Origin of the sequence: Paenibacillus sp. FSL H3-0286 (assembly GCF_045040705.1) — a bacterium.
Classification (GTDB): Bacteria; Bacillota; Bacilli; order Paenibacillales; family Paenibacillaceae; genus Paenibacillus_AQ; species Paenibacillus_AQ odorifer.
Genome location: NZ_CP150285.1, coordinates 5770832 through 5794547, shown reverse-complemented (window position 1 = coordinate 5794547; position 23716 = coordinate 5770832). Strand labels below are relative to the sequence as shown.

Annotated in this window: 18 protein-coding genes and 1 tRNA gene; 14 read left to right on the top strand and 5 right to left on the bottom strand. The window is 46.6% G+C overall.

The annotated features are described in order from the left end of the window. Nucleotides 1-34: 34 nt before the first annotated feature. Nucleotides 35-1045: an MBL fold metallo-hydrolase gene (locus MHB37_RS25900; protein WP_405168675.1), complete on the top strand. Its 1011-nt coding sequence runs from the start codon at nt 35-37 to the stop codon at nt 1043-1045. A gap of 1302 nt (nt 1046-2347) precedes the next feature. On the opposite strand, the gene MHB37_RS25895 is transcribed toward MHB37_RS25900, so the two are convergent. After that, nucleotides 2348-2956, bottom strand: a complete 609-nt coding sequence (locus MHB37_RS25895) for a phosphatidylglycerophosphatase A (RefSeq protein WP_076129198.1) — start codon at nt 2954-2956, stop codon at nt 2348-2350. 269 nt (nt 2957-3225) lie between these two features. Here MHB37_RS25895 and MHB37_RS25890 point away from each other — a divergent pair, with 269 nt between their 5' ends. The 3 genes from MHB37_RS25890 to MHB37_RS25880 all read left to right on the top strand — a co-directional run bounded on the left by MHB37_RS25890 (nt 3226) and on the right by MHB37_RS25880 (nt 5939). Next, nucleotides 3226-4359 (top strand): GerMN domain-containing protein, encoded by a 1134-nt coding sequence (locus MHB37_RS25890; protein ID WP_405169623.1) that lies wholly within the window; start codon nt 3226-3228, stop codon nt 4357-4359. Between the two features lie 163 nt (nt 4360-4522). Further along, on the top strand, nt 4523-5281 hold the full coding sequence (gene rph, locus MHB37_RS25885; protein WP_036686952.1) for a ribonuclease PH: 759 nt from the start codon (nt 4523-4525) through the stop codon (nt 5279-5281). Between the two features lies 1 nt (nt 5282). After that, nucleotides 5283-5939 (top strand): XTP/dITP diphosphatase, encoded by a 657-nt coding sequence (locus tag MHB37_RS25880; RefSeq protein ID WP_076220464.1) that lies wholly within the window; start codon nt 5283-5285, stop codon nt 5937-5939. A 393-nt stretch (nt 5940-6332) separates the two neighbouring features. Here the strand turns inward: MHB37_RS25880 and MHB37_RS25875 are convergent, their stop codons facing one another. Then, a complete protein-coding gene (locus MHB37_RS25875) occupies nt 6333-8795 on the bottom strand; it encodes a glycosyl hydrolase family 18 protein (protein WP_405168674.1) in 2463 nt (820 codons plus the stop codon). Between the two features lie 60 nt (nt 8796-8855). Next, on the bottom strand, nt 8856-10817 hold the full coding sequence (locus MHB37_RS25870; protein ID WP_340033585.1) for a glycosyl hydrolase family 18 protein: 1962 nt from the start codon (nt 10815-10817) through the stop codon (nt 8856-8858). 602 nt (nt 10818-11419) lie between these two features. Here MHB37_RS25870 and MHB37_RS25865 point away from each other — a divergent pair. From MHB37_RS25865 to MHB37_RS25850, 4 genes are all read left to right on the top strand, one after another. Further along, nucleotides 11420-11854 carry an NfeD family protein gene (locus MHB37_RS25865; protein WP_076129202.1) on the top strand — a complete coding sequence of 145 codons (435 nt, stop codon included), beginning with the start codon at nt 11420-11422 and terminating at the stop codon, nt 11852-11854. Further along, the gene (locus tag MHB37_RS25860; RefSeq protein WP_076129203.1) at nt 11854-12789 is read left to right on the top strand and encodes an SPFH domain-containing protein; all 936 of its coding nucleotides are present in this window, start codon (nt 11854-11856) and stop codon (nt 12787-12789) included. Before MHB37_RS25865 ends, MHB37_RS25860 begins: the two co-directional genes overlap by 1 nt. A gap of 102 nt (nt 12790-12891) precedes the next feature. After that, nucleotides 12892-13347, top strand: a complete 456-nt coding sequence (locus tag MHB37_RS25855; protein WP_036686965.1) for a cupin domain-containing protein — start codon at nt 12892-12894, stop codon at nt 13345-13347. 155 nt (nt 13348-13502) lie between these two features. Further along, nucleotides 13503-14339 carry an aldo/keto reductase gene (locus MHB37_RS25850; RefSeq protein WP_076146344.1) on the top strand — a complete coding sequence of 279 codons (837 nt, stop codon included), beginning with the start codon at nt 13503-13505 and terminating at the stop codon, nt 14337-14339. Nucleotides 14340-14438: 99 nt separating this feature from the next. On the opposite strand, the gene asnB is transcribed toward MHB37_RS25850, so the two are convergent. After that, nucleotides 14439-16283, bottom strand: a complete 1845-nt coding sequence (asnB, locus tag MHB37_RS25845; protein ID WP_076129204.1) for an asparagine synthase (glutamine-hydrolyzing) — start codon at nt 16281-16283, stop codon at nt 14439-14441. 144 nt (nt 16284-16427) lie between these two features. On the opposite strand from asnB, the gene MHB37_RS25840 reads away from it, so the two are divergent. Both MHB37_RS25840 and MHB37_RS25835 read left to right on the top strand, forming a co-directional pair. Continuing rightward, a complete protein-coding gene (locus tag MHB37_RS25840; protein WP_036686975.1) occupies nt 16428-16784 on the top strand; it encodes a hypothetical protein in 357 nt (118 codons plus the stop codon). 209 nt (nt 16785-16993) lie between these two features. After that, nucleotides 16994-17067, top strand: a tRNA-Arg gene (locus MHB37_RS25835). 1603 nt (nt 17068-18670) lie between these two features. Here MHB37_RS25835 and MHB37_RS25830 read toward each other — a convergent pair. Continuing rightward, complete coding sequence (locus MHB37_RS25830; protein ID WP_405168673.1) at nt 18671-19579, bottom strand: serine hydrolase domain-containing protein; 909 nt, start codon at nt 19577-19579, stop codon at nt 18671-18673. A 444-nt stretch (nt 19580-20023) separates the two neighbouring features. On the opposite strand from MHB37_RS25830, the gene MHB37_RS25825 reads away from it, so the two are divergent. The 4 genes from MHB37_RS25825 to MHB37_RS25810 all read left to right on the top strand — a co-directional run bounded on the left by MHB37_RS25825 (nt 20024) and on the right by MHB37_RS25810 (nt 23714). Beyond that, nucleotides 20024-21037, top strand: coding sequence for a LacI family DNA-binding transcriptional regulator (locus tag MHB37_RS25825; RefSeq protein ID WP_076142395.1), 1014 nt, complete (start codon nt 20024-20026; stop codon nt 21035-21037). A 24-nt stretch (nt 21038-21061) separates the two neighbouring features. Then, the gene (locus tag MHB37_RS25820) at nt 21062-21811 is read left to right on the top strand and encodes an alpha/beta hydrolase family protein (RefSeq protein WP_248549555.1); all 750 of its coding nucleotides are present in this window, start codon (nt 21062-21064) and stop codon (nt 21809-21811) included. 62 nt (nt 21812-21873) lie between these two features. Beyond that, entirely contained in the window at nt 21874-22797 is a 924-nt protein-coding gene (locus MHB37_RS25815) for a sugar ABC transporter permease (protein ID WP_036687012.1), read from the top strand. Nucleotides 22798-22814: 17 nt separating this feature from the next. After that, a complete protein-coding gene (locus MHB37_RS25810) occupies nt 22815-23714 on the top strand; it encodes a carbohydrate ABC transporter permease (RefSeq protein WP_036686985.1) in 900 nt (299 codons plus the stop codon). Nucleotides 23715-23716: the final 2 nt, after the last annotated feature.

Genomic DNA, 23716 nt, shown 5'->3' with positions numbered 1-23716 from the left:
ATCAGGAAAAAGATTCAAAGGCGGTGATCGCACCATGTCTAAGGCGGATATCACTTCATGGGACGAGAACATTCTTCAGGTCTCGGTACCCATGGACTCGCCGCTTCGTCAAGTGAACAGCTATATTCTTCCCGATGAGGATGGCAGAATTACTATTATCGATCCGGGTCCGCGTAGCCCGGAGACAGAAAAATGCTGGCAGGCGATCCTGCAGGAGCTGGGATTGTCGTGGAAGGACGTGCGGGATATCGTCGTAACGCATCATCATCCCGATCATTATGGATTGGCGGGATGGTTGCAGTCGCAGACCGGATGTAAAGTATGGATGACTGAACGTGCTCATGCCGAAGCGATGTTGATGTGGGGCGGTAACACGGATATCAATGAAGTTTTGCCGTTATATTTCATCAGACACGGAATGTCGGAAGAATGGTCGAGTGGAATTAAAGCGCATTTGGAGAGCTTTGACGCTCAAGTAGAGCCACAGCCGGTTGTAACTTATCTGAATGAGGTAGAGCCTTTCGGGATGGGTGGCCGTGAATGGAAATTGATTGTAACTGGCGGACATGCACCGGGACATGTGAGTTTCTATCATGCGGGCAGCGGGCAAATGATCTGCGGCGATGCTGTGCTGCCGCAGATTTCGCCCAATGTCAGCCTGCTTCCAGGCAGCGATCCACAGCCGCTGCAGACGTTTCTTCAGGGGCTGCGGGAGCTGGGGAGCTACCCGGTCAGCATGGCGTTCCCGGGTCATCGGGAACCGTTCACGGGCTTCGCGCACCGGGTCAGCAGTCTGCTCGCTCATCATGAGGAGCGGCTGGATACCACGGCAGCCTTGCTCGCAAACGGCCCGCTGAGCGGCTTCGCCGTCTGCGAAATTCTGTTTCGCAGCCGGGTAACCACCGTTCACCAGATGCGCTTTGCGATGAGTGAGACACTGGCGCATCTGGCGGAGCTGATGCGCCGGGAGCGGGCAGTGATGATAGAGGCGGACGGTGTTATATTGTTTGCAGCATCTGAAAGTGCTGGTGACCATGTTAGTTAGAGTTTCTAGCGCGATCGAAGAGTGATGAAATGAATGATGAGTGATGAATGATGAAATGAATTTAGATGTGAATGTTATGATCGAGTAGAGGTGTAGAGCAGTCCTGTGTTATTGGGACTGCTCTTTTTTGGGCTTTGGTTTTAGTGACTAAGTAGAGAGTATATTTCGGTGCTATTTATATGAATATTGAGCTCCTTAGTCCGATCGAATACCCAACTAACCTTTGATTACATACTCATGCGTCACGCTGATCATTTAGACTAACATTTGATTACTTTACTCATGCGTTATGCAGGTCATTTGACTAACATTTGATTACATTACTCGTGCGTCACACTGGTCATTAGGACACAGATTTGATTACTTTACTTATGCGTCACGCTGATCATTTGGACTAACATTTGATTACTTTACTCATGCGTCACACAGATCATTTGGACTAACATTTGATTACTTTGCTTATGCGTTATGCAGGTCATTCGGACTCAGATGCAGCTATTCGTGGATTTTGAGACTTTTGAGGTGAGTATCGGACCGGAGAGGCGTTATTGCTAGAGTAATGGGTTGTTATTGGTCATTTTTGAGTGAATAGCGACTCTGGAGTCCGAAATTGACTAAATCAAGGGTGATTTATAGAAATAGGGTCTCCTGAGTCCGATTACATAACCTAACTAACATTTGATTACTTTGCTCATGCGTTACACAGATCATTCGGACTCAGACGCCGCTATTCGTGGGTTTTGGGACTTTTGAGGTGAGTATCGGACCGGAGAGGCGTTATTGCTAGTGCAGAGGGTAGTTATTGGTCATTTTTGAGTGAATAGCGACTCTGGAGTCCGAAAGTGACTAAATTAAGGGTGTTTTATGGAAATAGGGCCTCCTGAGTCCGACCGCATTACCCAACTAACATTTGATTACTTTACTCATGCGTCATGCTGATCATTCGGACTCAGATGCCGCTATTCGTGGGTAGAAGCACATCTTATTGAGTAACTAAGTGCTGGTATTGACTAATTGGGGAATTTCTCCCTGTTTTTTGAGGTTTGTTGGAGTGTAGAGCGGATATTAGGGAATTTCTCCCTAATAATCTACGAATGTAGCTATAAATTAAGGTTTTCGTAGAGTTATTAGGGAAGAATTCCCTAATAACTTAGGTTTTGAACGATTTTCGGTATTTTTTAGGGAGTTTTTCCCTAAAACGGTCCCAACCCAACCCAACCTTAAAAAAAGCGATTGTCTCATAACCCGCAAGGGTTACGAAACAATCACTTTTTAATTCTCAGAGTGTACCCAAAACACCGGTTACTCCGGTTGTTTTTCATGTTCTGCAAGTTTCCTTGCAGCTTCTTCGCGATCCTCAGGCGAATGCGGAAGTTCGAGGTCTATCTCACGCTCTGCTTGCTTACGGTGTGCGATTCGGCTACTAGCTGCAGCGGCTACCGCGCCGACGATATCGTCGAGGAAGGTGTGGATCTGCCCGGTGTTTTTGTCGTTCAACCGTTCAAGAACGCCTGGCTTAAGCTTGTCCACATAACCATAGTTGGTGAAGCCAATGCTGCCATATACATTTACGATAGAGAAAGCCAGAATCTCATCCACTCCGTATAATCCCTCATCATTTTCGATCATATCCTGAAGCGGCGGAAACAACTTCCCCTCCTCCGCGAGCATGTCCAATTGAATGCCCGTAAGTACCGCATTTTGCACTTCTCGTTTGCTGAGTACCATCTCAACGTTATGGACACATTCTTCCATCGTTAAGTTTGGATAATATTTTTTTTGCAGAAACATAACGAGCTCTGCGATTTCCTGCAGGTTCACTCCACGCTTATTCAACCACATTTTGGTCGCATCTGCGACTGCCTTGCTGTTCAGACTGTAAGGTATTTTTGCGATTGGTTCATCAGCCATGATTAGTCACCTCGTAAGTTAAGTCTTTGCATTACAACGTTCGTTAGCATGATGTTAAACGCTGGTGTTATCTCAGATTGTACGTTTAGAAAAAGTATTTGTCCAGAAAACGGAGTCTATGTGAATTAATATCTAGATCCAACCTAACCTGAAAATAAAGCGCACAGGCTTTTCCAACAATTTAGGATAAGCAGTTGTTATTTTTTGGACAAAGGTCTCGTATACATAGCAGTACAAATGCTATCTAACCTTGAAAGGGGTAATAAATGATGAAAAAAATGCAACAAATCCGCGGGATTTCCGCAGTCTGCCTACTCGCAGTTCCACTGGCACTGTCCGGTTGCGGCTTGTTCGGTTCGGAATCAGCATCGATAGATGCTCCGCCACCTGAGGTTGAAGCGCAGATGTTACAGACAGAGGGAAATAACACTTTGGATTCAGGTGTATTTGGTCCAGTGGCTCAGGATGATGCACAAGCAGTTGTGAAGGACAGCACCAAAACCGCTAAAGCAACGGATAAAGCAACGGCTTCCGGTGACCGGACGACCGTATATTTGGAAGATGGAAACGGCTTACTCGCTCCAGTGTCGCTAAATCTGTCAAAAAGCAAAGATTCCAGCACGCTCAAGAACTCTTTAATGGCATTAGTGAATAAGGGAGAATATGCGTCCTCATTGCCAAAAGGCTTCCAAGGCATTCTACCAGCTGGAACTGAGGTGCAAAGCATTACGGTAGACAAGTCGAATCTGGCAGTTGTTGAGTTCAATTCGGAATTTAACAACTACGATGCTGCGGATGAACGCAAAATCCTTGAAGCGATCACTTGGACACTTACCGGTCAAGATGACATTAAAGGTGTGCAGTTCTGGGTAGATGGTAAAAAGCTTACGGAAATGCCGCTTCAAGGCACTCCGCTGGATCGCCCGCTGTCCCGCACAATGGGCATTAACCTGCCAAAACAAGGTCCATCTTTGATGAACTCTAGTGCGGTTACTGTTTATTTTTCCACAACATCTCCTGACGGTATCCAATATTATGTTCCGGTTACGCGCTTTGTACCCGCAGGGCAAGAACAGCTGACTGCTGCTATCAATGAACTGATTGCGGGACCTGAATCCGGAGACGGTCTGGAAATGGTTATGACACAGGGCACATCACTTGATTCGGTTGAAGCCGGACAAAACGGTGTTGTTACTGTATCCTTGACTGACGATATGTTCGCAGATGGGAAGGAAGTTCCTGCCGAATTGCTGGAATCGGTTGTTCTGACTGTTGCGCAAAATACGGAAGATGCTCTGGTTCAAATTCGTTTGAACGGCAAACAATCGATTACTGACACTGACAATGTGGATTATAGCAAACCTGTTTCTGCACCTGAATTTTTGAACGAGCTCCCGTTATAGAATGACCTTCTAAGGTTTAAAAGATGCTTTTGTGCCTCCTCTTTGGTAGAATAAAAGTTGCTCAAAAAGACGTAACGTCCCGAACGGTGAACTGCCGCAATGAACAACAGGGAAACGGGACTCACACTAAACTATTAGCTATACGATGTAGGAGGCAGAAAAGATGAGATCAAACGGGCGAACTGACGACCAATTACGGCCGCTGACAATAACGACCCAAACGAATAAATATGCTGAGGGCTCCGTGATCATTGAGATGGGAGACACCAAAGTTATTTGTACGGCTACTGTAGAGGAAAAAGTGCCTCCGTTTCTTAAAGGACAAGGAAAAGGCTGGGTAACTGCCGAATATTCGATGCTTCCTCGGGCCACCCAGTCCCGTAATCAACGTGAAGCTGCACGCGGTAAACTTACCGGACGTACAATGGAGATCCAGCGGCTGATCGGCCGTGCGCTTCGCTCCGTGGTGAATTTACAAGCGTTAGGTGAACGTAGTATTACGCTGGATTGTGATGTGATTCAGGCGGATGGGGGAACTCGGACGGCTTCGATAACAGGCGCTTTTGTTGCCATGGCATTTGCTATTAATAAAATTGCACTACAGCACAAGCTGGCTGTTTTTCCTATAACAGACTTTTTGGGAGCAATTAGTGTAGGTGTTGTAGGGGATAAAACATTGCTCGATCTGAATTATGAAGAGGATTCCAAAGCCAAAGTGGATATGAATGTAGTCATGACCGGCGGCGGTGCTTTTGTTGAGGTACAAGGGACTGGCGAAGAAAGACCATTCTCGCGTCAAGAGCTGGACCTATTATTAGGTCTAGGTGAGAAGGGAATTTATGAACTGATTGCGGCGCAAAAAGAAGCGCTCGGAGCGATTGCTCTGAAAATCCCTTCCGGCCAACCGGGCCAAGAGGTGTAACATGAATTCCAAGGGCAATATTCTCATTGTCGCAACGAAGAATAAGGGGAAGGTGCGCGAATTCGAGCACGCTTTTGCCCCGCTGGGCCTGACAGTTAAGAGTATGTATGACTATCCGCATCTGCCCGATGTGGTGGAAGACGGGGCTACTTTTGCAGAGAATGCGTTTAAAAAATCCAAAGCCGTAGGTGATGCACTTGGAATTCCGGTACTCGCTGATGATTCGGGTCTTTGTGTAGATGCTTTGGATGGCAGACCGGGTGTGTACTCTGCACGTTTTGCCGGTGAAGACGCTACGGATGGGGAAAATAACCTGAAGCTGCTTAGCGAGCTAGAGAGATTGAAACAGGGGGAAGACACAGATCAGCCTTTGTTGAGCACGGCTAGGTTCGTCTGTACTTTATCGCTGTACGATCCAGTTTCCAAGCAGGAGCTAACCGCAGAAGGTGCGGTCGAAGGTTGGATTACTTCAGAACCATCAGGTGCTGGCGGTTTCGGTTACGACCCGCTATTTTATCTGTCTGAACATGAAAAAACTATGGCCGAGCTTACGCTGGAAGAGAAGCAGCAGATTAGCCATCGAGGAACTGCACTGCGACTGCTGACGGCAAAGCTGGAGAAAAAACTGGCAGCCGAAGGCGGCCTATCGCAGGAATAGATTTTTATATAAAAGTGGGGGTGTCCAAAAGCCGCAAAATGGCTGCTGGGCACCCCCGTTTTTTATTCCTTCCCCTTAAACAAAGCATCAAACTTCGTTCGATTCTAGCACATTCAACCGTATGAAGCGGCTACCCGGACACAGCTGACCTTAAACGCAGCTTTATCCGATATTTGAGATTCGAACGGACCCCAAAGTCGCTATGGGCACGAAAAACACCCCGAAAGAAGCATTTTATAGGGAATAGCAGCACTGGAGTCCGATACACAGCTCCAAAGGCTTGAAATTTGTAAATAACGTCAACTGGGTCCGTAACGTAAGCCCCAAAGGATGAGAATGCCTCTGCACTAATAATGGGATGTTCTCCTTGTTGGAATCAAGGAGAGTACCGGATTATATCAGCTTCCAAAGAGCAGGGGTGGAAGCTGGCTCCCACCCCTGAAGTGAAGTGTGAGGCTGCAAGCAGGAATACGTTTTTCCACTGTAGGCGACGACATCACCTACTTTATAAGCAACTCCTGTTACCCAGCTAGACCCTCCCGAAGTAGGAGTAGCAGTCGGTAATGGAGTTTGCGTCGGTGTTACGGTTGCGGTGGGCGTCGGTGCCACCGTAGGCGCTGGAGTAACGGTTGCAGTAGGCGTCGGTGCCACCGTCGGTGCCACCGTTGGTGTCAAAGTCGGTGTTACTGTTGGAGCTACAGTTGCCGTTGGTGTAGAAGTTGCTGTTCCACACACGCTGATGTATTTCCAGACACCGTCCGGTCCGCTAAGATCGGGACGGTCTCCCTGTGTCCACCACTTGGCTTCATAGAGTGAGCCGCTGTAGGAAACGCGTTGTCCGCCAGTATATGCGGTTGCCGCATTCCAGGTCGCTGCCGAGCATTGTCCCGGCGTAGGAGTAGGTGTTGGCGCTACAGTTGGCGTTGGCGTCACGGTTGCCGTCGGAGTCGGTGTTGTTGTAGGTGTTGCCGTTGGTGTTGCTGTTGGTGTAGTCGTCGGAGTAGGTGTTGCTGTCGGTGATGCAGACGGTGTTGGTGTTGGCGTAGGTGTAATGCCTCCGTACAGTTTATCGTATTCCTGTTGGGACGAGTTTCCGTTCAGGGTGATTCGCTGTGGACCGCCTGAAAAATTCAGCTTCATCATACCCGGAATTTCAAGTGAAGCTCCATTCGCAATAGTTTGAGTAGCTGTACCTGTAATACGGTAGCGGTTGAAATCCCAGGCCGTGGAGATTTGCTCAACGCTACCGGCTCCCCATGCCGAGGTTAGGGTTGTAGTTGTTGGCAGGTCGAACTCCAGCTTCCAGCCACCGGAAATATCTGTGCCGGTATTGTTCGTTATTTTTAATGAATAGGTATAGTTCGGATGATCATAGGCGCCGCTGAAGCTGAGGTTGAAGTTTTTAGGTTCAGGCAACTGCGGCTTAGGAGCTCCGCCCGGCGGCGAGGCTGTCTTCAGCTGATCATAGGCAAAATCGGTCAGAGAATTGCCATACGTATAAGTGCCATCGCTCTGCTCAGAGTAATCGCCCGTTAGTTCCCAGAACATCATACCTCCCAAGCCTTTTTGCTTGATGTAATCCAGCTTGTAGCCAAGAGATTCCTTATCTTCATACGTAAGAAAAATCTTCTTGTCTGCGTTGAACAAGTACGGTGTTTTGGTAACAGGATCGAAGTAGCGCTTATTCGCTGGATCTTTGAGCAGATTTAGCACATGCCAGATCGGATTTGCACCAGCAGGCTGCTCTGGTGCGGGATCATTCCAGATCCCGTATTGGCCATCTGCTCCCCCACCGGTTGTCGGAGCTGTGCCGTAAAGGCCGGTATTGTTGATGCCTCCATTCACATTTTTCCAGCCTCGTGAATAATAAGGAACTCCAATCACGATTTTTTCCGGAGGAAGCGTTCCAAGATAGTATCGGACCGCCCAGTCGGTATTTAGAACCGGAGTGCCCAGCGCAGCAGTTTCAGTATCGCGGGAATCCGGGTACAATGCAGAATGCGGCCCTACATATCCATTCCAAGCCCCATGGAAATCATAGGTCATAAGGTTCGCCCAGTCTAAATACTGATTGGCTTCCCCAAGCTTCATGCCCCCAAGAATCCAGGAAGAGGCGGTGGCCGCAATGGTCAGGTCATATTTCTGATTGTCTTGAGCACCTGCCAGATCGAGCTTTTCGCGGAGTTTTTTCATAAGAAGAACGTAGTTGTTGTAATTAACTGTACGCAGCGGTTCTGCCACGGCAAAATCGTTAGGATTACCGGACTGCCCAGTGCCAGAAGGGTACTCCCAATCGATGTCTACTCCGTTGAACTGATAGGTACGCAGAAAATCCACAACACTATTGGCAAAAGCTTCTCGCCCGGCTTCTGAATTCGCCATGTTGAAGAACCCTCCGGAACCCGACCAGCCGCCAACAGAAATCAGGGTGCGGACATCAGGATAGAGCTGTTTGTACTTAACCAGTTGGTTAAAATGCCCCTTAAAAGGCAGGGTGGTCAGCTGACCGGGATAGTCTTTTTCGATTGCAGCTGTACGGTCCATGAGATCAATCTTGTTCGTTTGAGGATTTACCTTGGCGAAGGCGTAGTTAATATGGGTAATTTTATCCCACGGAATCTTGTCTACGGTGTAAAATCCTTTGTTCTCCTGATCGCCCCACTCTGGGAAGTAAGCAACGATTTTACGAGGGTGATCAGCTGCTGGAGCGGGAGCGGAAGGTGTTGTTTCCGCGGCATGGGCCACTGGTAAGGATGCACCTGTCCCGGTGTAAAGTGGAACCAGAACGATTAGGCTCATTAGCGCAGCAAGGTAACTTATGGATATTTTGCGCTTAGCACGTGCTTTTGCAATCATATTTAATATACCTCCAAAGGGGGATAATGTTATTTCAGGAACGATGCTTCCAGCAAGTCTTTAATTGAGCTTCCATAGCGCAGGTGTGGTGGCTGGCTCCCAGCCCTGAAGTGAAGTATGGGGCTGCAAGCAGGTATATGTTTTTCCGTTGTAAGCGACGACATCACCTGTTTTGTACGCAACGCCTGTTCCCCAGCTAGACCCTTCCGAAGTAGGCGTAGCGGTAGGTAAAGGAGTTTGTGTAGGTGCAACGGTTGCAGTTGGCGTTGGCGCTAAAGTAGGCGTAGGTGCAACGGTTGCGGTAGGCGTTGGTGCTACCGTAGGTGTTAAAGTTGGGGCCACAGTTGCAGTTGGTGTTGGTGTCGCTGTTCCGCATACGCTGATGAATTTCCAGACCCCATCAGTTCCGCTAAGATCAGGACGATCCCCTTGCGTCCACCATTTGGCTTCATAGACTGAGCCATTGTAGGAGACACGCTGTCCGCCAGTGTATACGGTTGTTGCACCCCAGGTCGCTGCAGAACATTGTCCCGGTGTAGGCGTTGGGGTTGGCGTCACGGTTGCAGTTGGCGTTGGTGTTGGTGTTGCAGTTGGAGTTGCAGTAGGTGTAGCGGTTGCAGTTGGTGTAGGTGTTGGTGATGTGGATGGTGTCGGTGTCGGCTGCACCACTCCGCCACCAAGATCGGCGTTTAGTTTATTGGTTAGTGTTTTGTTCCGGTCACCACTTGTTTCCCAGAACATAGCACCTGCAAGACCCTTGGACTTCAGGTAGCTGATCTTGTGGCCAAAGGATTCTACGTCGTCATAGCTGATAAAGGTTTGATTTGTTGGATTATAGAGATAAGGCACTTTGGATGTATCATTCCAATAGCGGATATAACCGTTTTTGTTGATATAATTGGCTTCGAGATCATAGAAATCATAGCTGCCTTTTTCCCATGTACCCGTTGGTGAGATGCCAGCGGACACCTGATATTGGCCGTTTCCTGAAGCAGGAGCTCCGCCCCAACCACGACCGTAATAAGCCATGCCAAGTACAAGCTTGTTCGCAGGTACACCATTCGCAAGATAGGAGGTTACCGCTTTATCGATGTTAAAATTTTGCGGTTCGGTTAAGCCCGAAGCGGAAGCTGCGGGATCATAGTACAACGGAGCATTATGTCCGGTGGTGGTGTTCCAGCTCCCATTAAAGTCATAGGTCATAATATTGATCCAGTCGACAACGGAAGCAATGCCGGCCAGATTATTATTGTTGATATACGTTGGGCCTGCCCCGGAAGCAATGGTCAGCAGATAGGTTTTTCCATCCGCCGCGCCGGCTGTATTCAGCTTTTCGCGAACTTTTTGCAGCAGCAGTACATAGTTTTCTTTATCTTCAGGACGGTAGCTATTGCCTGCGAGTCCACCACTTACTGGATATTCCCAGTCGAGATCCACGCCGTCCATCTTGTATTTTCGAATAAAATCAACCGCGGAATTGGCAAAAACCTCACGGGTCGCAGCTGTCGCAGCTACATCCGAGAAACGGTTCGACCAGGTCCAGCCTCCAACGGAGATTAGGGTCTTCAGGTTCGGGTTCTTTTCCTTCAGCTTCCATAGCTGCTTCAGGTTACCTTTGATGGGATCATCCCATTTGTCATCCCCGAAGCTTTTTCCAGTGTCAATCCACGGGTCACCAAGAACAATCGTACCGTTCGGAACGCTGATGGCTTGGCCTTGCTCATTCTGGCAAGACCAGGTCACCGGATTAGGGCCGGTGGGGTCGGGATTGCCATGGATTCCATTCCAACAAATATCCGCAAAAGCGTAGTTAATGACATTCATTTTGGTAGGATCGATATCAGTTACATTGTAAGAACGCCCGTAAGCGGCCCATGAAGCGTAATAACCAACCAGTTTGTAATCCTGTGCGGCGTTGGCTATTTTGGGACTGCCGCCCAGGGTGGAAAAGAGTGTCAGAACAAGCGCGGCGATCATCGCAATTGCAAAGGTTTTGCGTGAAGCTTTTTTCGTGAAGATCATTGAATTTCTACCTCCTAGATTCAAAGTGTAGTTCGAAATTCTTTTCGGCAAGATGTCCTGACCTTCACCTCCCGTCGGTTGTAGTGCACCATCACCCTTGGCGTTTCTATCATTCTATTGAAGATCAATTCGTAGATTCAGCAGCAAAAAAGCAGCGGTCCAAATCAAGCCTTACCCAATCAGTAAGCGCTTTCTTTTATGCTTTTTGTGTGCTGCTGTTTCATGGATTTTTAAAGATGTAACATGCTGTGTATGGTTTGAATGAATAGAGGAGGATGTTTGGAAGTTGGATAATTAGGATGAATTAGATATAAATGGGTGATGGTAACTCTTATTCTCAAGCATAGCTTGCAATTGCGCTAGGGATAAAATCAGGTGATATAGGGGGACAATTTTCTAATTTATAGTGACTCTTCAAAAAGTGAACCCTTTTGGATTTGTATACTCGCCTTTTATCAAGAAACTCATGAAGAAACACATAACCACCGATGTAATGAATATAAATCATATACATGCCTGAAATATTTTTTTATGGAACTATGCAACGCATCGTTGTTTCTTTTCGTTATAGTAGTATCATACGGAAGGTGGTGGGCTCACCGATGGTTGTGTGGGTGTTTTGGCTGATCGCAGCCGGTGTCCTGTTTGTTGTTGAGATGATGACGCTTACTTTTTATTTATTGTGGCTTAGTATTGGTGCTTTGGCCGCAGGTTTGGTGTCGCTGATTGTTCCCGAAGCCATTTTGTTTCAGGTGGTCCTTGGATCACTGGTCGCACTTGGTCTGACTATATTCTCGAAACCACTGGTTTCTAGATTTCGCCATTCACGTGGGTTCAAGGATACAGGTACAGAAATCATCGGTAGGCAAGGAGTAGTTGTTGAGCCGATAGAGCAGGGACGTTACGGGCAAGTGAAGGTAGGCGGAGATACGTGGAGCGCGAGCTCTGATCAGAATCTGGGCAAGGATGAGGTTGTAAGAGTAGTGAAAAGAGGCACGACGATTATCGAAGTAGAACGATGGGGGGAAATGAACTAATGCAATGGGCAATTATCGCAATTATTATTGTAGTGGTCGTAGTTTTTGTGGCATTAACAGTCAAAATCGTACCACAGCAACGGGTAGGCGTAGTGGAAAGGCTCGGTAAATTTAATCGTCTGCTGACACCGGGGTTGAACATTCTGATTCCTGTAATTGATCAGGTGCGCACGTACCATGATTTACGGATTCAACAAGCGAATGTACCTCCGCAAACGGTAATTACAAAGGATAACGTGCAGGTGCAGATTGATACGATTATTTTCTACCAGGTGGTTGGACCAGAGGAAGCTACTTATGGTATTTCTGATTATGTGTATGGGGTAAGAAACATTTCGACGGCAACAATGCGGCAAATCATCGGTAAGCTGGAATTGGATGAGACCTTGTCTGGACGGGAAAAGATTTCGACGGATATCCGTCTTGCTCTCGATGAAGCTACTGAGAAGTGGGGCGTGCGGATCGAGCGTGTGGAAGTTATCGATATCAAACCGCCGTTGGATATTCAGGAAGCGATGGATAAGCAGATGAAAGCAGAGCGGAGCAAACGTGCCATTGTTTTGGAGGCGGAAGCTGCCAAGCAGGATATGATCCTACGCGCTGAAGGGGATAAACAGAGCAAGATTCTAAAAGCAGAAGGCGATAAAGAAGCGCGTATCCGTCAAGCAGAGGGTTCACGCCAGGCGCAGGAGCTGGAAGCACACGGTGAGGCTAAAGCGATTCAAGCCGTGGCAGAAGCAGAAAAATCACGCATTGAGCTGATTCGTTCGGCAGGTCTGGATGAGCACGTTCTGGCTTATCGTTCCTTCGAGGCTCTGGCTGAGATTGCCAAAGGTCCTGCTAATAAAGTGTTCTTGCCAACTAGCGCTGTTGAAACACTGGGAAGTCTTGGAGCGATTGCGGAAGTCTTCAAAGCGAGCAAGGACAGTAAATAGATTTTACAATTCGAGCTTATTCCGTTAAAGTAAAAAGCAAAAACAACCTTATGCATATGAAGCTATTGTTGTTCATGCTAACTTTGAAGGAGAGAAGCTACTGTGACGCAAAAAGAAATTTCACCGCTAGTTGAACTGCTTGGATTACAGCCTCACGTTGAGGGTGGTTGGTACAAAAGACTTTGGAATTCGGAATTTGAAATTTCGCAGGAAGTGTTAGGCGATAGCTATTCTGGATCACGTCATTCGGCATCTTCAATTTATTTTTTACTTCACGAAGGCGAACAATCTGATTGGCATACTGTATTGTCCGATGAAGTTTGGTTGTGGCATTCCGGTAGTCCAATCGTGCTAAGTCTCGGAGGTAATGGAGATAAGCCTGAGGATGTGCAGGAAGTTATTCTGGGTCTCGATATTGCTGCAGGCCAGCAGCCACAAGTGGTTGTTCCAGCGGGAGTATGGCAGGCCGCGCGCTCGTTAGGCAAAGAACCGACGCTGGTATCCTGTATTGTTTCTCCTGAATTCCATTTTGATGATTTCAAACTAATTGAGAAATAAAGAAGAGCGGGGGCGCTTACGCCTCCGTTTTTTTATAAGGATTTGGGGAATGATGAAGCCATCTGCTATACTTTTTATGGTAGCGTTTGCTTCTTAAGTGGATAAATAGGTTAAGTATGTTTAACGAAATAACAATAAGCTTGGAGGGTTAAGCGATGAGTGAATTGAATGCACCGTTCTCGGGTGGTCCTACTTTAAATGACGGGGTGACCATGCCGTGGCTGGGTCTTGGCGTGTATAAGACTAAAGATGGCGAAGAGGTTATTCATGCGGTCAAAACCGCAGTGGAATTAGGATATCGCAGTATTGATACGGCAGCCGGATACAATAACGAAGAAGGCGTAGGACAAGCTATTCGTGATTGTGGAGTGGCCCGGGATGAGTTGTTTATTACAACTAAAGTACGGAATCCTGATCAAGGTTATGAATCTACGCTAAAAGCGTTCGAGGATAGCCGGCGCAAGCTGGGTCTGGACTATCTAGATCTGTATCTCATACACTGGCCGGTGGCAGGGAAATATCGTGAGACATGGAAGGCCTTAATTCATCTGCAAAAAGAAGGCCTCATCAAATCTATCGGCGTGAGCAATTTTCAGGTTCATCATCTGAAAGATATCATCGAGGATACCGGAGTGGTGCCTGTGGTGAATCAGGTGGAATTCCATCCGCTGTTGACTCAGCGCGAGCTGCTGAAATATGCCAATGAACAGGGCATTCAGCTTGAAGCATGGAGTCCATTAATGCAGGGGAATCTTGATCTACCGCTCTTAAACGAGTTGGCTGAGAAGTATGGCAAGACCCCTGCTCAAATTGTACTTCGCTGGGATTTGCAGCAAGGTGTCATTACGATTCCTAAATCCGTACATGCGGATCGAATCAAGGAGAATGCGGGATTCTTTGACTTTACGCTTAGTGATGAGGATGTCAAAGCTATCGAGGGCTTGAACAAAGACCATCGATTTGGCCCGGACCCGGACAACTTTAACTTTTAAAGATCGTAGAGTAATTATTGCAAATACAAGCCAAACAGCAAGCCACCGGATACGGGGACTTGCTGTTTGGCTTGTCGATTACCTCAGTTATCTACGTGTTTATTGGATGGAGACGTTATATTTACGCAGCCAGAGATCCACTTGGGCGAGGTAAGCAAACAGCTGAGGACCGGACATGAGCTGGCCGAACCAAGGCAGATTGGTTGAGGATTCCGGGGAAGCGGCGATCTCACGGATTTTGGCAGCATCAATTAGCGGAAGTAGGGGTGAAGTGGAGTCATCCAGAATGTTTAATACCTGAGTTCGTACCGCATTTAAATAGGCAGGATTATGAGTTTTGGGGTAAGGGCTTTTTTTGCGGTAGAGCACATCGTCTGGAAGAATGCCTTCAAGAGATTTACGTAAAATCCCTTTTTCACGGCCCCCCAGATTCTTGATTTCCCACGGAATATTAAATACATATTGAACGAGTCGGTGATCACAATATGGAACACGTACCTCTAGCCCTGCGCCCATGCTCATTCGGTCTTTACGGTCTAGCAGAGTAGGCATGAAGCGGGTGATATTCAGATAGGACATGACGCGCATTTGTGCTTGTTTTCCCGTCTCTCCATCCAACTTCGGAACTTCAGCCACCGCATCGCTATATCTGTCACCCAAATATTCCAGTGGACGGATCCACTCGTTAATTTCTGGGGAAAGTAGACTTGCACGCATTTTCGGAGCAACTGACCAAGGAAAAGTGCCTGAGGAGAGCATTTCCTCACGGTGGAACCAAGGGTATCCGCCAAAAATCTCATCCGCAGCTTCACCGGAAATAGCTACTGTCGCGTTCTTTTTAATCTCCCGGCAAAATAAGTACAAAGAAGAGTCTACATCGGTCATCCCTGGTAAATCCCTAGTGTACAAAGCATTATCCAGCGCTTCTACAAGCTCTGGGGTATCGAACGAGATGTAGTGGTGGTTTGTATTCAATTCATCGACCATTCGTTTAATCCACGGCCCATCTGCTCCCGGCTGGAAAGTATGACTTTTGAAATGTTTGTCGTTATCTACATAGTCTACGGAATAAGTATCCACTTGTCCCTGACCATTCCGGTTGTAGTAATCCACTGCAAGTGCCGTCAGCGCACTGGAATCCAGCCCTCCCGACAAAAGAGAGCAAACAGGGACGTCTGAGACCAGTTGGCGTTCGAGTGTATCTTGGAGCAGTTCACGCACCTTAGCGGCTGTCTCTGCTTCATTGTCAGTATGCTTTGCGCTCTCCAGCTTCCAATAGGCATAACTGCGCAGACCTTCACGGCTATAGATCATAGCATGACCTGGACGAAGCTCTTGCATATCCTTATAAACACCATGACCCGGTGTACGCGCTGGACCGATGATGAAGATTTCTGCGAGACCTTCAGGACCCACGATTGGTTGTACCTTGGGATGCTGCAGCAACGCCTTAGGCTCTGAGCCAAAAACTAGGACATCATCAACCTTGCTGTAGAACAGGGGTTTCACACCTAAACGGTCACGTGCAAAAAAGACTTGGTCCCGCAGACCGTCCCATACTGCAAAAGCAAAGATTCCATTGAGCTTCTCTGCGCAATCCGGCCCCCATTCGATATAGGAATGCAGCAGCACTTCTGTATCGCACTGGGTGCGGAATTGATGCCCTCGCTGCTTAAGTTCCTGTTTGAGTTCGAGGGCGTTATATAATTCGCCGTTGTAAACAATCGCGTATACCTGTTCCTCATGGCGGGTGATCATGGGCTGGGCACCGTTCTCCGGATCGATAACGCTAAGTCTGCGGTGACCGAAAGCACAGGGGCCTGAGATCCAGGTTCCGGCTGCATCGGGGCCGCGGTTTGCTAAAGTTTCAGTCATTTTGACCAGCAGCTGCGAGTGCTGAGTGAGATCTCCGCGCCACTGGATAAATCCGGTTATTCCGCACATGATGGTTCATCCTCTCTTTTGTGCGATTGTTGTCCTTACTTTTTTGCCAAGTAATACAGATATATGCCGAAGGAAGGCATAAAATGTATGTCCTTATCCGAACACTAGGGGAGAGGGGAATTTGCCAGGAGGGAAGGATGACAGGTGTATTATATTAAAGACGCCAAAATTCGCAGAATGATGGAGTACGATGGTGCGCCTTGTGCAGAAGTGGGTGTTTTGCCGGGTGCTGTTAGTGATCCTGCGCTTTTGGTGTATATCGTTGAGGATCGGCGTGAAGAAGGATATGAGATTGTCCGTATTCTGACTAATGATGCTGATACCTCCACCGATTGGTTTGATAACAATATGCATGACGCTTTTCAAGATGTGACCTCGAGTGCATTTACAGGCAGTAACTTCATGTCGCCAGAAGATGAGCATTCCAAGTTTCAACGAGAATTACTCACTTTTGGGGATTTAAAAAAGCAGCTGGAGAAGCGTTTTCGAAAGCTGGAGTAAATATCGAAGGTTTGTAAAACGCACACTGGAATGGCTGAAAAGGACGGCAGAAATGCCGTTTTTTTCATTTCCTGTGGTTACGCTGATGTGTGAAAAAGCTGCACCGGAAACACTTTTATTATTTTTCTAAGTTGTTTTGACTTGAAAAATCCGCTGAATAAGGTATAATAAATATCGTTGCGTCAATACATAGTATTTATTTCTTATATGTCCCGGTAGCTCAGCTGGATAGAGCATGCGCCTTCTAAGCGCACGGTCAGGGGTTCGAATCCCTTCCGGGACGTCAATTAACAGCCTTCCTTTGGGAAGGCTGTTTTTGCGTGCGGGAGTTTTAGTTCGAGGTCACACACGGGGTGCCTTTGTCTTCCTTCTTGATCTAAATGTTGAAATTCGAGTCATCGTTGAACATTAAACTTCGAACGACTAGATCACATTTACACCTATGCAGTAGCTATCGGACCCAGATGACCTTAAATGCTGAGAAATGCGGAATTTGCGATGTTATCGGACTCCATCGTCACTATTGATGCCAAACGTGCCCCAAAAGAGCCGCTTTCTCAAGAATAGCTGCTGTGGAGTCCGAAACGTTTCTCAAAAGGCGATAAATGAGTAAATAACGTCACCTGAGTCCGCGAGCCTCCTCGGTCTGAGTAATGCTGGTTACTTGGTGTGTTGAGCTACTAACCATCATAGAACATCAAGCTTCCAGCATCTAGCCCACATTTGTACATACGCAACAACTATCGGACTCAGTGGATCTTAAATGCTGAAAAGTGCCACATTTGCGATGTTATCGGACTCCATCGTCACTATTGATGCCAAACGTGCCCCAAAAGAGCTACTTTCTCAGGAATAGCTGCACTGGAGTCCGAAACGTTGCTCAAAAGGCGATAAAAGAGTAAATAACGTCATCTGAGTCCGCGTGCCTCCTCAGTCTCAGAAAGTGCTGGTTACTTGGTGTGATGAGTTACTTATTTTGTACATACGCAGCAACTATCGGACCCAGAGGACCTTAAATGCTGAAAAGTGCGGGATTTGCGATGTTATCGGACTCCATCGTCGCTATTGGTGCCAAACGTGCCCCAAATAAGCCACTTTCTCAGCAATAGCTGCAGTGGAGTCCGAAACGTTGCTCAAAAGGCGATAAAAGAGTAAATAACGTCATCTGAGTCCGCGAGCCTCCTCGGTCTGAGAAAGAAAGTGCTGATTACTTGGTGTGATGAGTTACTTATTTTGCACATACGCAGCAGCTATCGGACCCAGAGGACCTTAAATGCTGAAAAGTGCCACATTTGCGATGTTATCGGACTCCATCGTCGCTATTGGTGCCAAACGTGCCCCAAATGAGCCACTTTCTCAGGAATAGCTGCGCTGGAGTCCAAAACGTTGCTCAAAAGGCGATAAAAGAGTAAATAACGTCATCTGAGTCCGCAAGCCTTCTCAGTCTAAGTATTGCTGGTTACTTGGTGTGATGAGCTACTTGTAGGCGTTGGGGACTTACGGTTTGAGCATTTATTGGTGTGAACGCTTGGGCGTGTTTAGTTACTTATCATCTGTTTAGTTACTTATATTGTACATACGCAGCAGCTATCGGACACAGAGGACCTTAAATGCTGAAAAGTGCGGGATTTGCGATGTCATCGGACTCCATCGTCGCTATTGGTGCCAAACGTGCCCCAAATGAGCTACTTTCTCAGGAATAGCTGCACTGGAGTCCGAAACGTTGCTCAAAAGGCGATAAAAGAGTAAATAACGTCACCTGAGTCCGCAAGCCTTCTCAGCCTGAGACAGCGCTGGTTACTTGGCGGTGTTAAGTACTAATCGCGGAAGAATGTAAATTACCCATTATGCGCACGCTAACCTCAAGCCATAAAAAAAGACCGCTCCTAAAGAAGCGGCCAGATTTCCTCCCAGACGGTATCCAGGATTCCCTGCATGTTATCTTCCATGCTGTTAATTGCAATGACTGCTTGAGCGTCCGGCACCACAAGACAGAATTGTCCATGAGCGCCATCGGCACGGTAAGCGTCGTGGGAGCAGCGCCAGAATTGACAGCCGTATCCTTCTCCCCAGTCGTCGTTTCCATCATTGTCGATCTGTTTTTGTGTAACAAAATCGATCCATGCTGCGGGAATTAGTTGCTGGCCCTGCCACTTTCCTTGCTGTAAAAGCAGCTGTCCAAACCGGCTTAACTCTTCCGTGTTAATCTGAAGTCCGGCACAGCCAAGGGTTACCCCTTGAGGTGTTGTTTCCCAATCGACATTGTTTATGCCCAGAGGTGCAAACAAATGAGGTACCAGATAATCCTTTACGGTTTGCCCGACGCGGGCTTGCACCATTGCAGAGATCATAATGGTATCTCCGCTGCTGTATGTAAATTTCTCTCCGGGAGCTCTGTCTAAAGTCAGAGACAAATAATGCTGCACCCAATTTTTATCCTTCAAGGCTAATCTCTCTTCAGCCCAAAATGGAGGGGAGTCGTGCCCTGTACTCATTCGCAGCAAATCGAACAAAGTTATATCTCCGGGCTGCATGGAAGGAGGCGTTTGTTTAAGAGGAGAGGCATACTCCGGAAAAACATCTCTAAGCGTTGTTTCCAGTGTCAGCTTCCCTTCATCAATGGCAAGACCTACTGCCATACAAGTAAAAGACTTGCTGACGGAATGCTGCAAGCGCCGAATATCCTCCGTGAGATCCAGTTTTCCCACAAGGTTTCCGTTTTGAAGCACACGAACATTGAAGATATTCAGGTTTCGTTCACGAGCCTTAGCTGCGAATGGAGCCATGTTCAACATAAAAAGAGTCCTTCTTTCTCTTGATATTCCTAGCTAGGATAGCGAAGTGACAAAAAGAAAAACTAGAAAAATGAGTGGAAACGTTTTCTGCTATTGCGATGAAAATCACTAAATTGATGGTATTCCATTCTTATTTTAAAGTCAATAAAGCAAGTGGAACTATTGTTTGATATATAAATTACAATTAATTCTAATTCATTAATTTAGTAACTATAGACTTATTGTAATTTTAACCAAATAAAAAGTGATGAATCACAATTTTTTTTGTGTTTTTAGTTGACTTATAAAAATTACCTGTTCATAATGGACGAAGTAAGCGGAAAAAACGCGCTGAGGACTCAAAATGATGTCGTGGGAAACGTTTCCCATCATTTCATGCGTTTCCACAACCTGATTTTCATCGGGTGAAGGGGGGACTCATCATAGGAGTGGAGCAAGGTAAATATGAATATCAAAGATATTGCAAGGCTATCAGGCGTGGGTATCGCCACAGTCTCCAGAGTAATCAATAATAGCGGTGTTGTAAGCGATACAACTAGAGCTAAAGTAATGGCGGTTGTTAGAGAACATAACTATATTCCAAACGGTAATGCCAGCAACTTGAAAAAAACGCGATCCAATACCATAGCGCTAATGGTAAAAGGGATCTCAAACCCGTTTTTTGCCGACATGATCAAAGAAGTTGAACGCCAGGTGAACCTGCGGGGATGTCCGCTAATGATCCAGCATGTAGAAGATGGAGTAGACGAGATCGATATCGCTCTACAGCTTGTAAAAGAAAAAAATCTATATGGCGTGATTTTTATGGGCGGAACGTATGATCACTCCGAAGATAAATTCAAACAATTAAAAATTCCATTTGTTCTGACTACCATTACGACTACAAAAGAAGTCGATCCTGCTGTTTTTTCAAGCGTGATCATTGATGATCTTCAGGAATCTTATAAGGCTGTCAGCTATTTAATCTCATTAGGACATCGCAATATCTGTTTTTTGGCCAGATTTCCTCTGGTGCAAAATACAACAGGTAACCGGCGGCTTATGGGATATATCAAGGCGCTTGAGGAGCATGGAATTGAGTACGACCCTTCAATGGTAGAGGACTGTGAATATAGTCCAAGCTCTGGCTTTACAGCTACCAAACGTCTGCTCAATAAGAAAAAAGATATCACTGCTGTTTTTGCTGCATCAGATACGATTGCCATTGGGGCGGCTAAGGCGTTATTGTCCTTGGGCTTATCAATTCCAAATGATGTTTCGATTATCGGATTCGACGGGATTGAAATGGCAGAATATTATCATCCATCTCTGGATACGATCAGCCAACCCGGAGTGGATATGGCGAAGGCCAGTGTTGAAATTTTGTTTGACCTGATCACAGGTGATTCGCAAAACAAACATATGGTATTCGAATCCGTACTGGTTAAGCGGGGATCTTGCAAGAAAATAAACAAATGAATAAGAACGAAAAGGAGATAACTCATGGCATTATTAACAGTTGAGACAGGCTCTCCTACCTTGAGAATGACAACGACCATCAGTATTATCTCCCCCGTCGATTCAGGCAACATGTCTGGAGGAACGCTCTACCTGCTGCATGGTGCTGGTGATAACGCCAGTACTTGGCACAGGATGACTACTATTGAGCAGTATGCAAGTCAATATGGTTGTACAGTCATAATGCCCCAAGTAAACAGGAGCTACTATACAGACATGGAGTACGGACTGGATTACTTCCACTATGTGACCCATGAGCTTCCCGAGCTTTGTGGCCGAATGATGAGGTTGGATGATAATCCGCAGAAGACGTATATCGCTGGTTTATCGATGGGCGGGTATGGCGCTCTGAAATGTGGACTTACCTATCCCGAGCGTTACAGCAAAGTGGTTTCGTTATCAGGAGTTACCGATCTCCAGAAACGATTAAACGATCCGCAAATGTCCAAGGACATGGCGAGGGAGATGGCGGGTACTTTTGGAAAACGCTTACAAATTAAGCCGGATCAGGATCTGTACGCTTTAGCCACTAAATTGGTCGACGATAAACGTAACCTGCCTTCGATTCTGACTTGCTGTGGTTCGGAAGATCCGTTTGTGGAGATGAATCGGGAATTCGCAGCTTACCTAGAGACGACCCCTTATGAATTTCAGTATGTTGAGACCTCTGGAACTCATGAATGGCGATTCTGGGAGGAACATCTGAAGACAACCTTTGATTTCTTGTACAACTAAAAGACATAAGCAGAGTGAGGAGATGCAAATTGAAATCCGAAGTTGCAATACCGGCTAAAAAAATGAACGACAGCAGATTCCAACTGTTCCTAAGAGAAGTCTGGAAGAACAGAATGGTCTATACTCTGGTGCTTCCTGGACTAGTGTGGCTTTTCCTATTCGCTTATCTGCCGATGGGTGGTCTATCTCTGGCTTTTAAAGATTTTAAAGCGAATTTAGGAATTTGGGGCAGCCCATGGAGCGGATTCGAGAATTTCACCTATGTGTTCCGTGACCCGGCTTTTATTGACGCCGTATGGAGAACGTTAACCATTAACATTGGTAAGCTGATTATTCAGTTCCCTTTTCCAATCATATTGGCATTGCTGCTGAATGAACTACGCATGAATCGTTACAAAAAAGCTTTACAGACGGTGTTCACATTTCCGAACTTCCTGTCATGGATCGTAGTATCCGGGGTTGTTATCAATGTGCTTTCCTATGATGGTCTGGTCAACAGCCTCATTCAAATGTTTGGCGGGACAGGCATTAACTTCCTGGGTTCTGAAAAAATGTTCGTTCCGATGTTGTATCTTACGGATATCTGGAAATCAGCAGGTTGGGGAGCCATTATCTTTATGGCCGCTATCTCTGGTATTGATACAGACCAATATGAATCCGCACAGATTGATGGTGCTACACGCTTGCAGCAAATGTTCCGCATTACTCTGCCTAACATTCTTCCGACGATTACGATTATGTTTATCCTTTCTGTCGGTGGCCTGATGTCATCTGGATTTGACCAAATCTTTAACTTGAGCAACGCTGCAACGAAAAACGTCTCGGAAGTACTAGATGTGTATATCTACCGAATCACGTTCCAGTCTTCAACAGACTTTTCATTCTCCACTGCAGTCAGTTTGTTCCGTTCACTTGTTAATATGATTCTGCTGATTCTGGCAGACAGAGCTGCCAAACTTATGGGCGGAGACGGTTTATTCCGGTAAGAAAGGAGTGCAAATGTATGAGTAAAAAAAAGCTGACCATTATGCAAGACCATAAAAAAATGACCGCTATGGATTATGTGATTTTCGTAATTCTGAGTGTAGGCGCTTTGGCCATTCTTATTCCATTCTGGAATGTCATTATGATTTCTTTTTCTACGCAAAAAGAATACGCTGATAACCCTATGATGTTATTTCCGAAGAACCCAACACTGGAATCCTATCGGGCACTCTTTGCTGATGGGCGGATCGGGACAGGGTATTGGAATACCTTTAAGATCTTAATCTTAGGACTACCGCTTAGCTTGTTCTTAACGACAAGTATGGCTTACGGCCTTAGCCGCAATAAATTCCCGGGTAAAAAGCTGATTTTTATGCTTGTCCTGTTCACAATGATTTTTAATGGCGGGATTGTACCTTTGTACCTGGTGATGAAGGATCTGCATCTGACAGGCAACCTTTGGTCAGTTATTCTGGCTGGAAGCTTCAGTGCGTTTAACCTGATTCTGATGTCGAACTATTTTAGCAGTCTGCCTGAGTCCCTGATGGAATCTGCGCGACTTGATGGTGCTGGGGAATGGAGAATCCTGTTCTCTGTAGTCCTGCCATTATCTGCTCCAATCGTAGCTACCATCACATTGTTCTACGGAGTAGCCTTCTGGAATGGATGGTATGACGCCATGATCTTCCTGCGGAAAGCGGATCAGATGCCACTGCAGAACGTGTTGCGATCTATCATTATGGAAGCCCAAGTGAATGCATCGAATGCCACAAGTGTTGACGCAGTGGGTAAGCAATCATTCTCTATGGGTATGAAAATGGCGGCAGTATTCGTTACCATGGTTCCTATTATGTGTTTCTTCCCAATGCTCCAAAAGCACTTTGCCAAAGGGGTACTTACAGGGGCTATCAAGACCTAGTG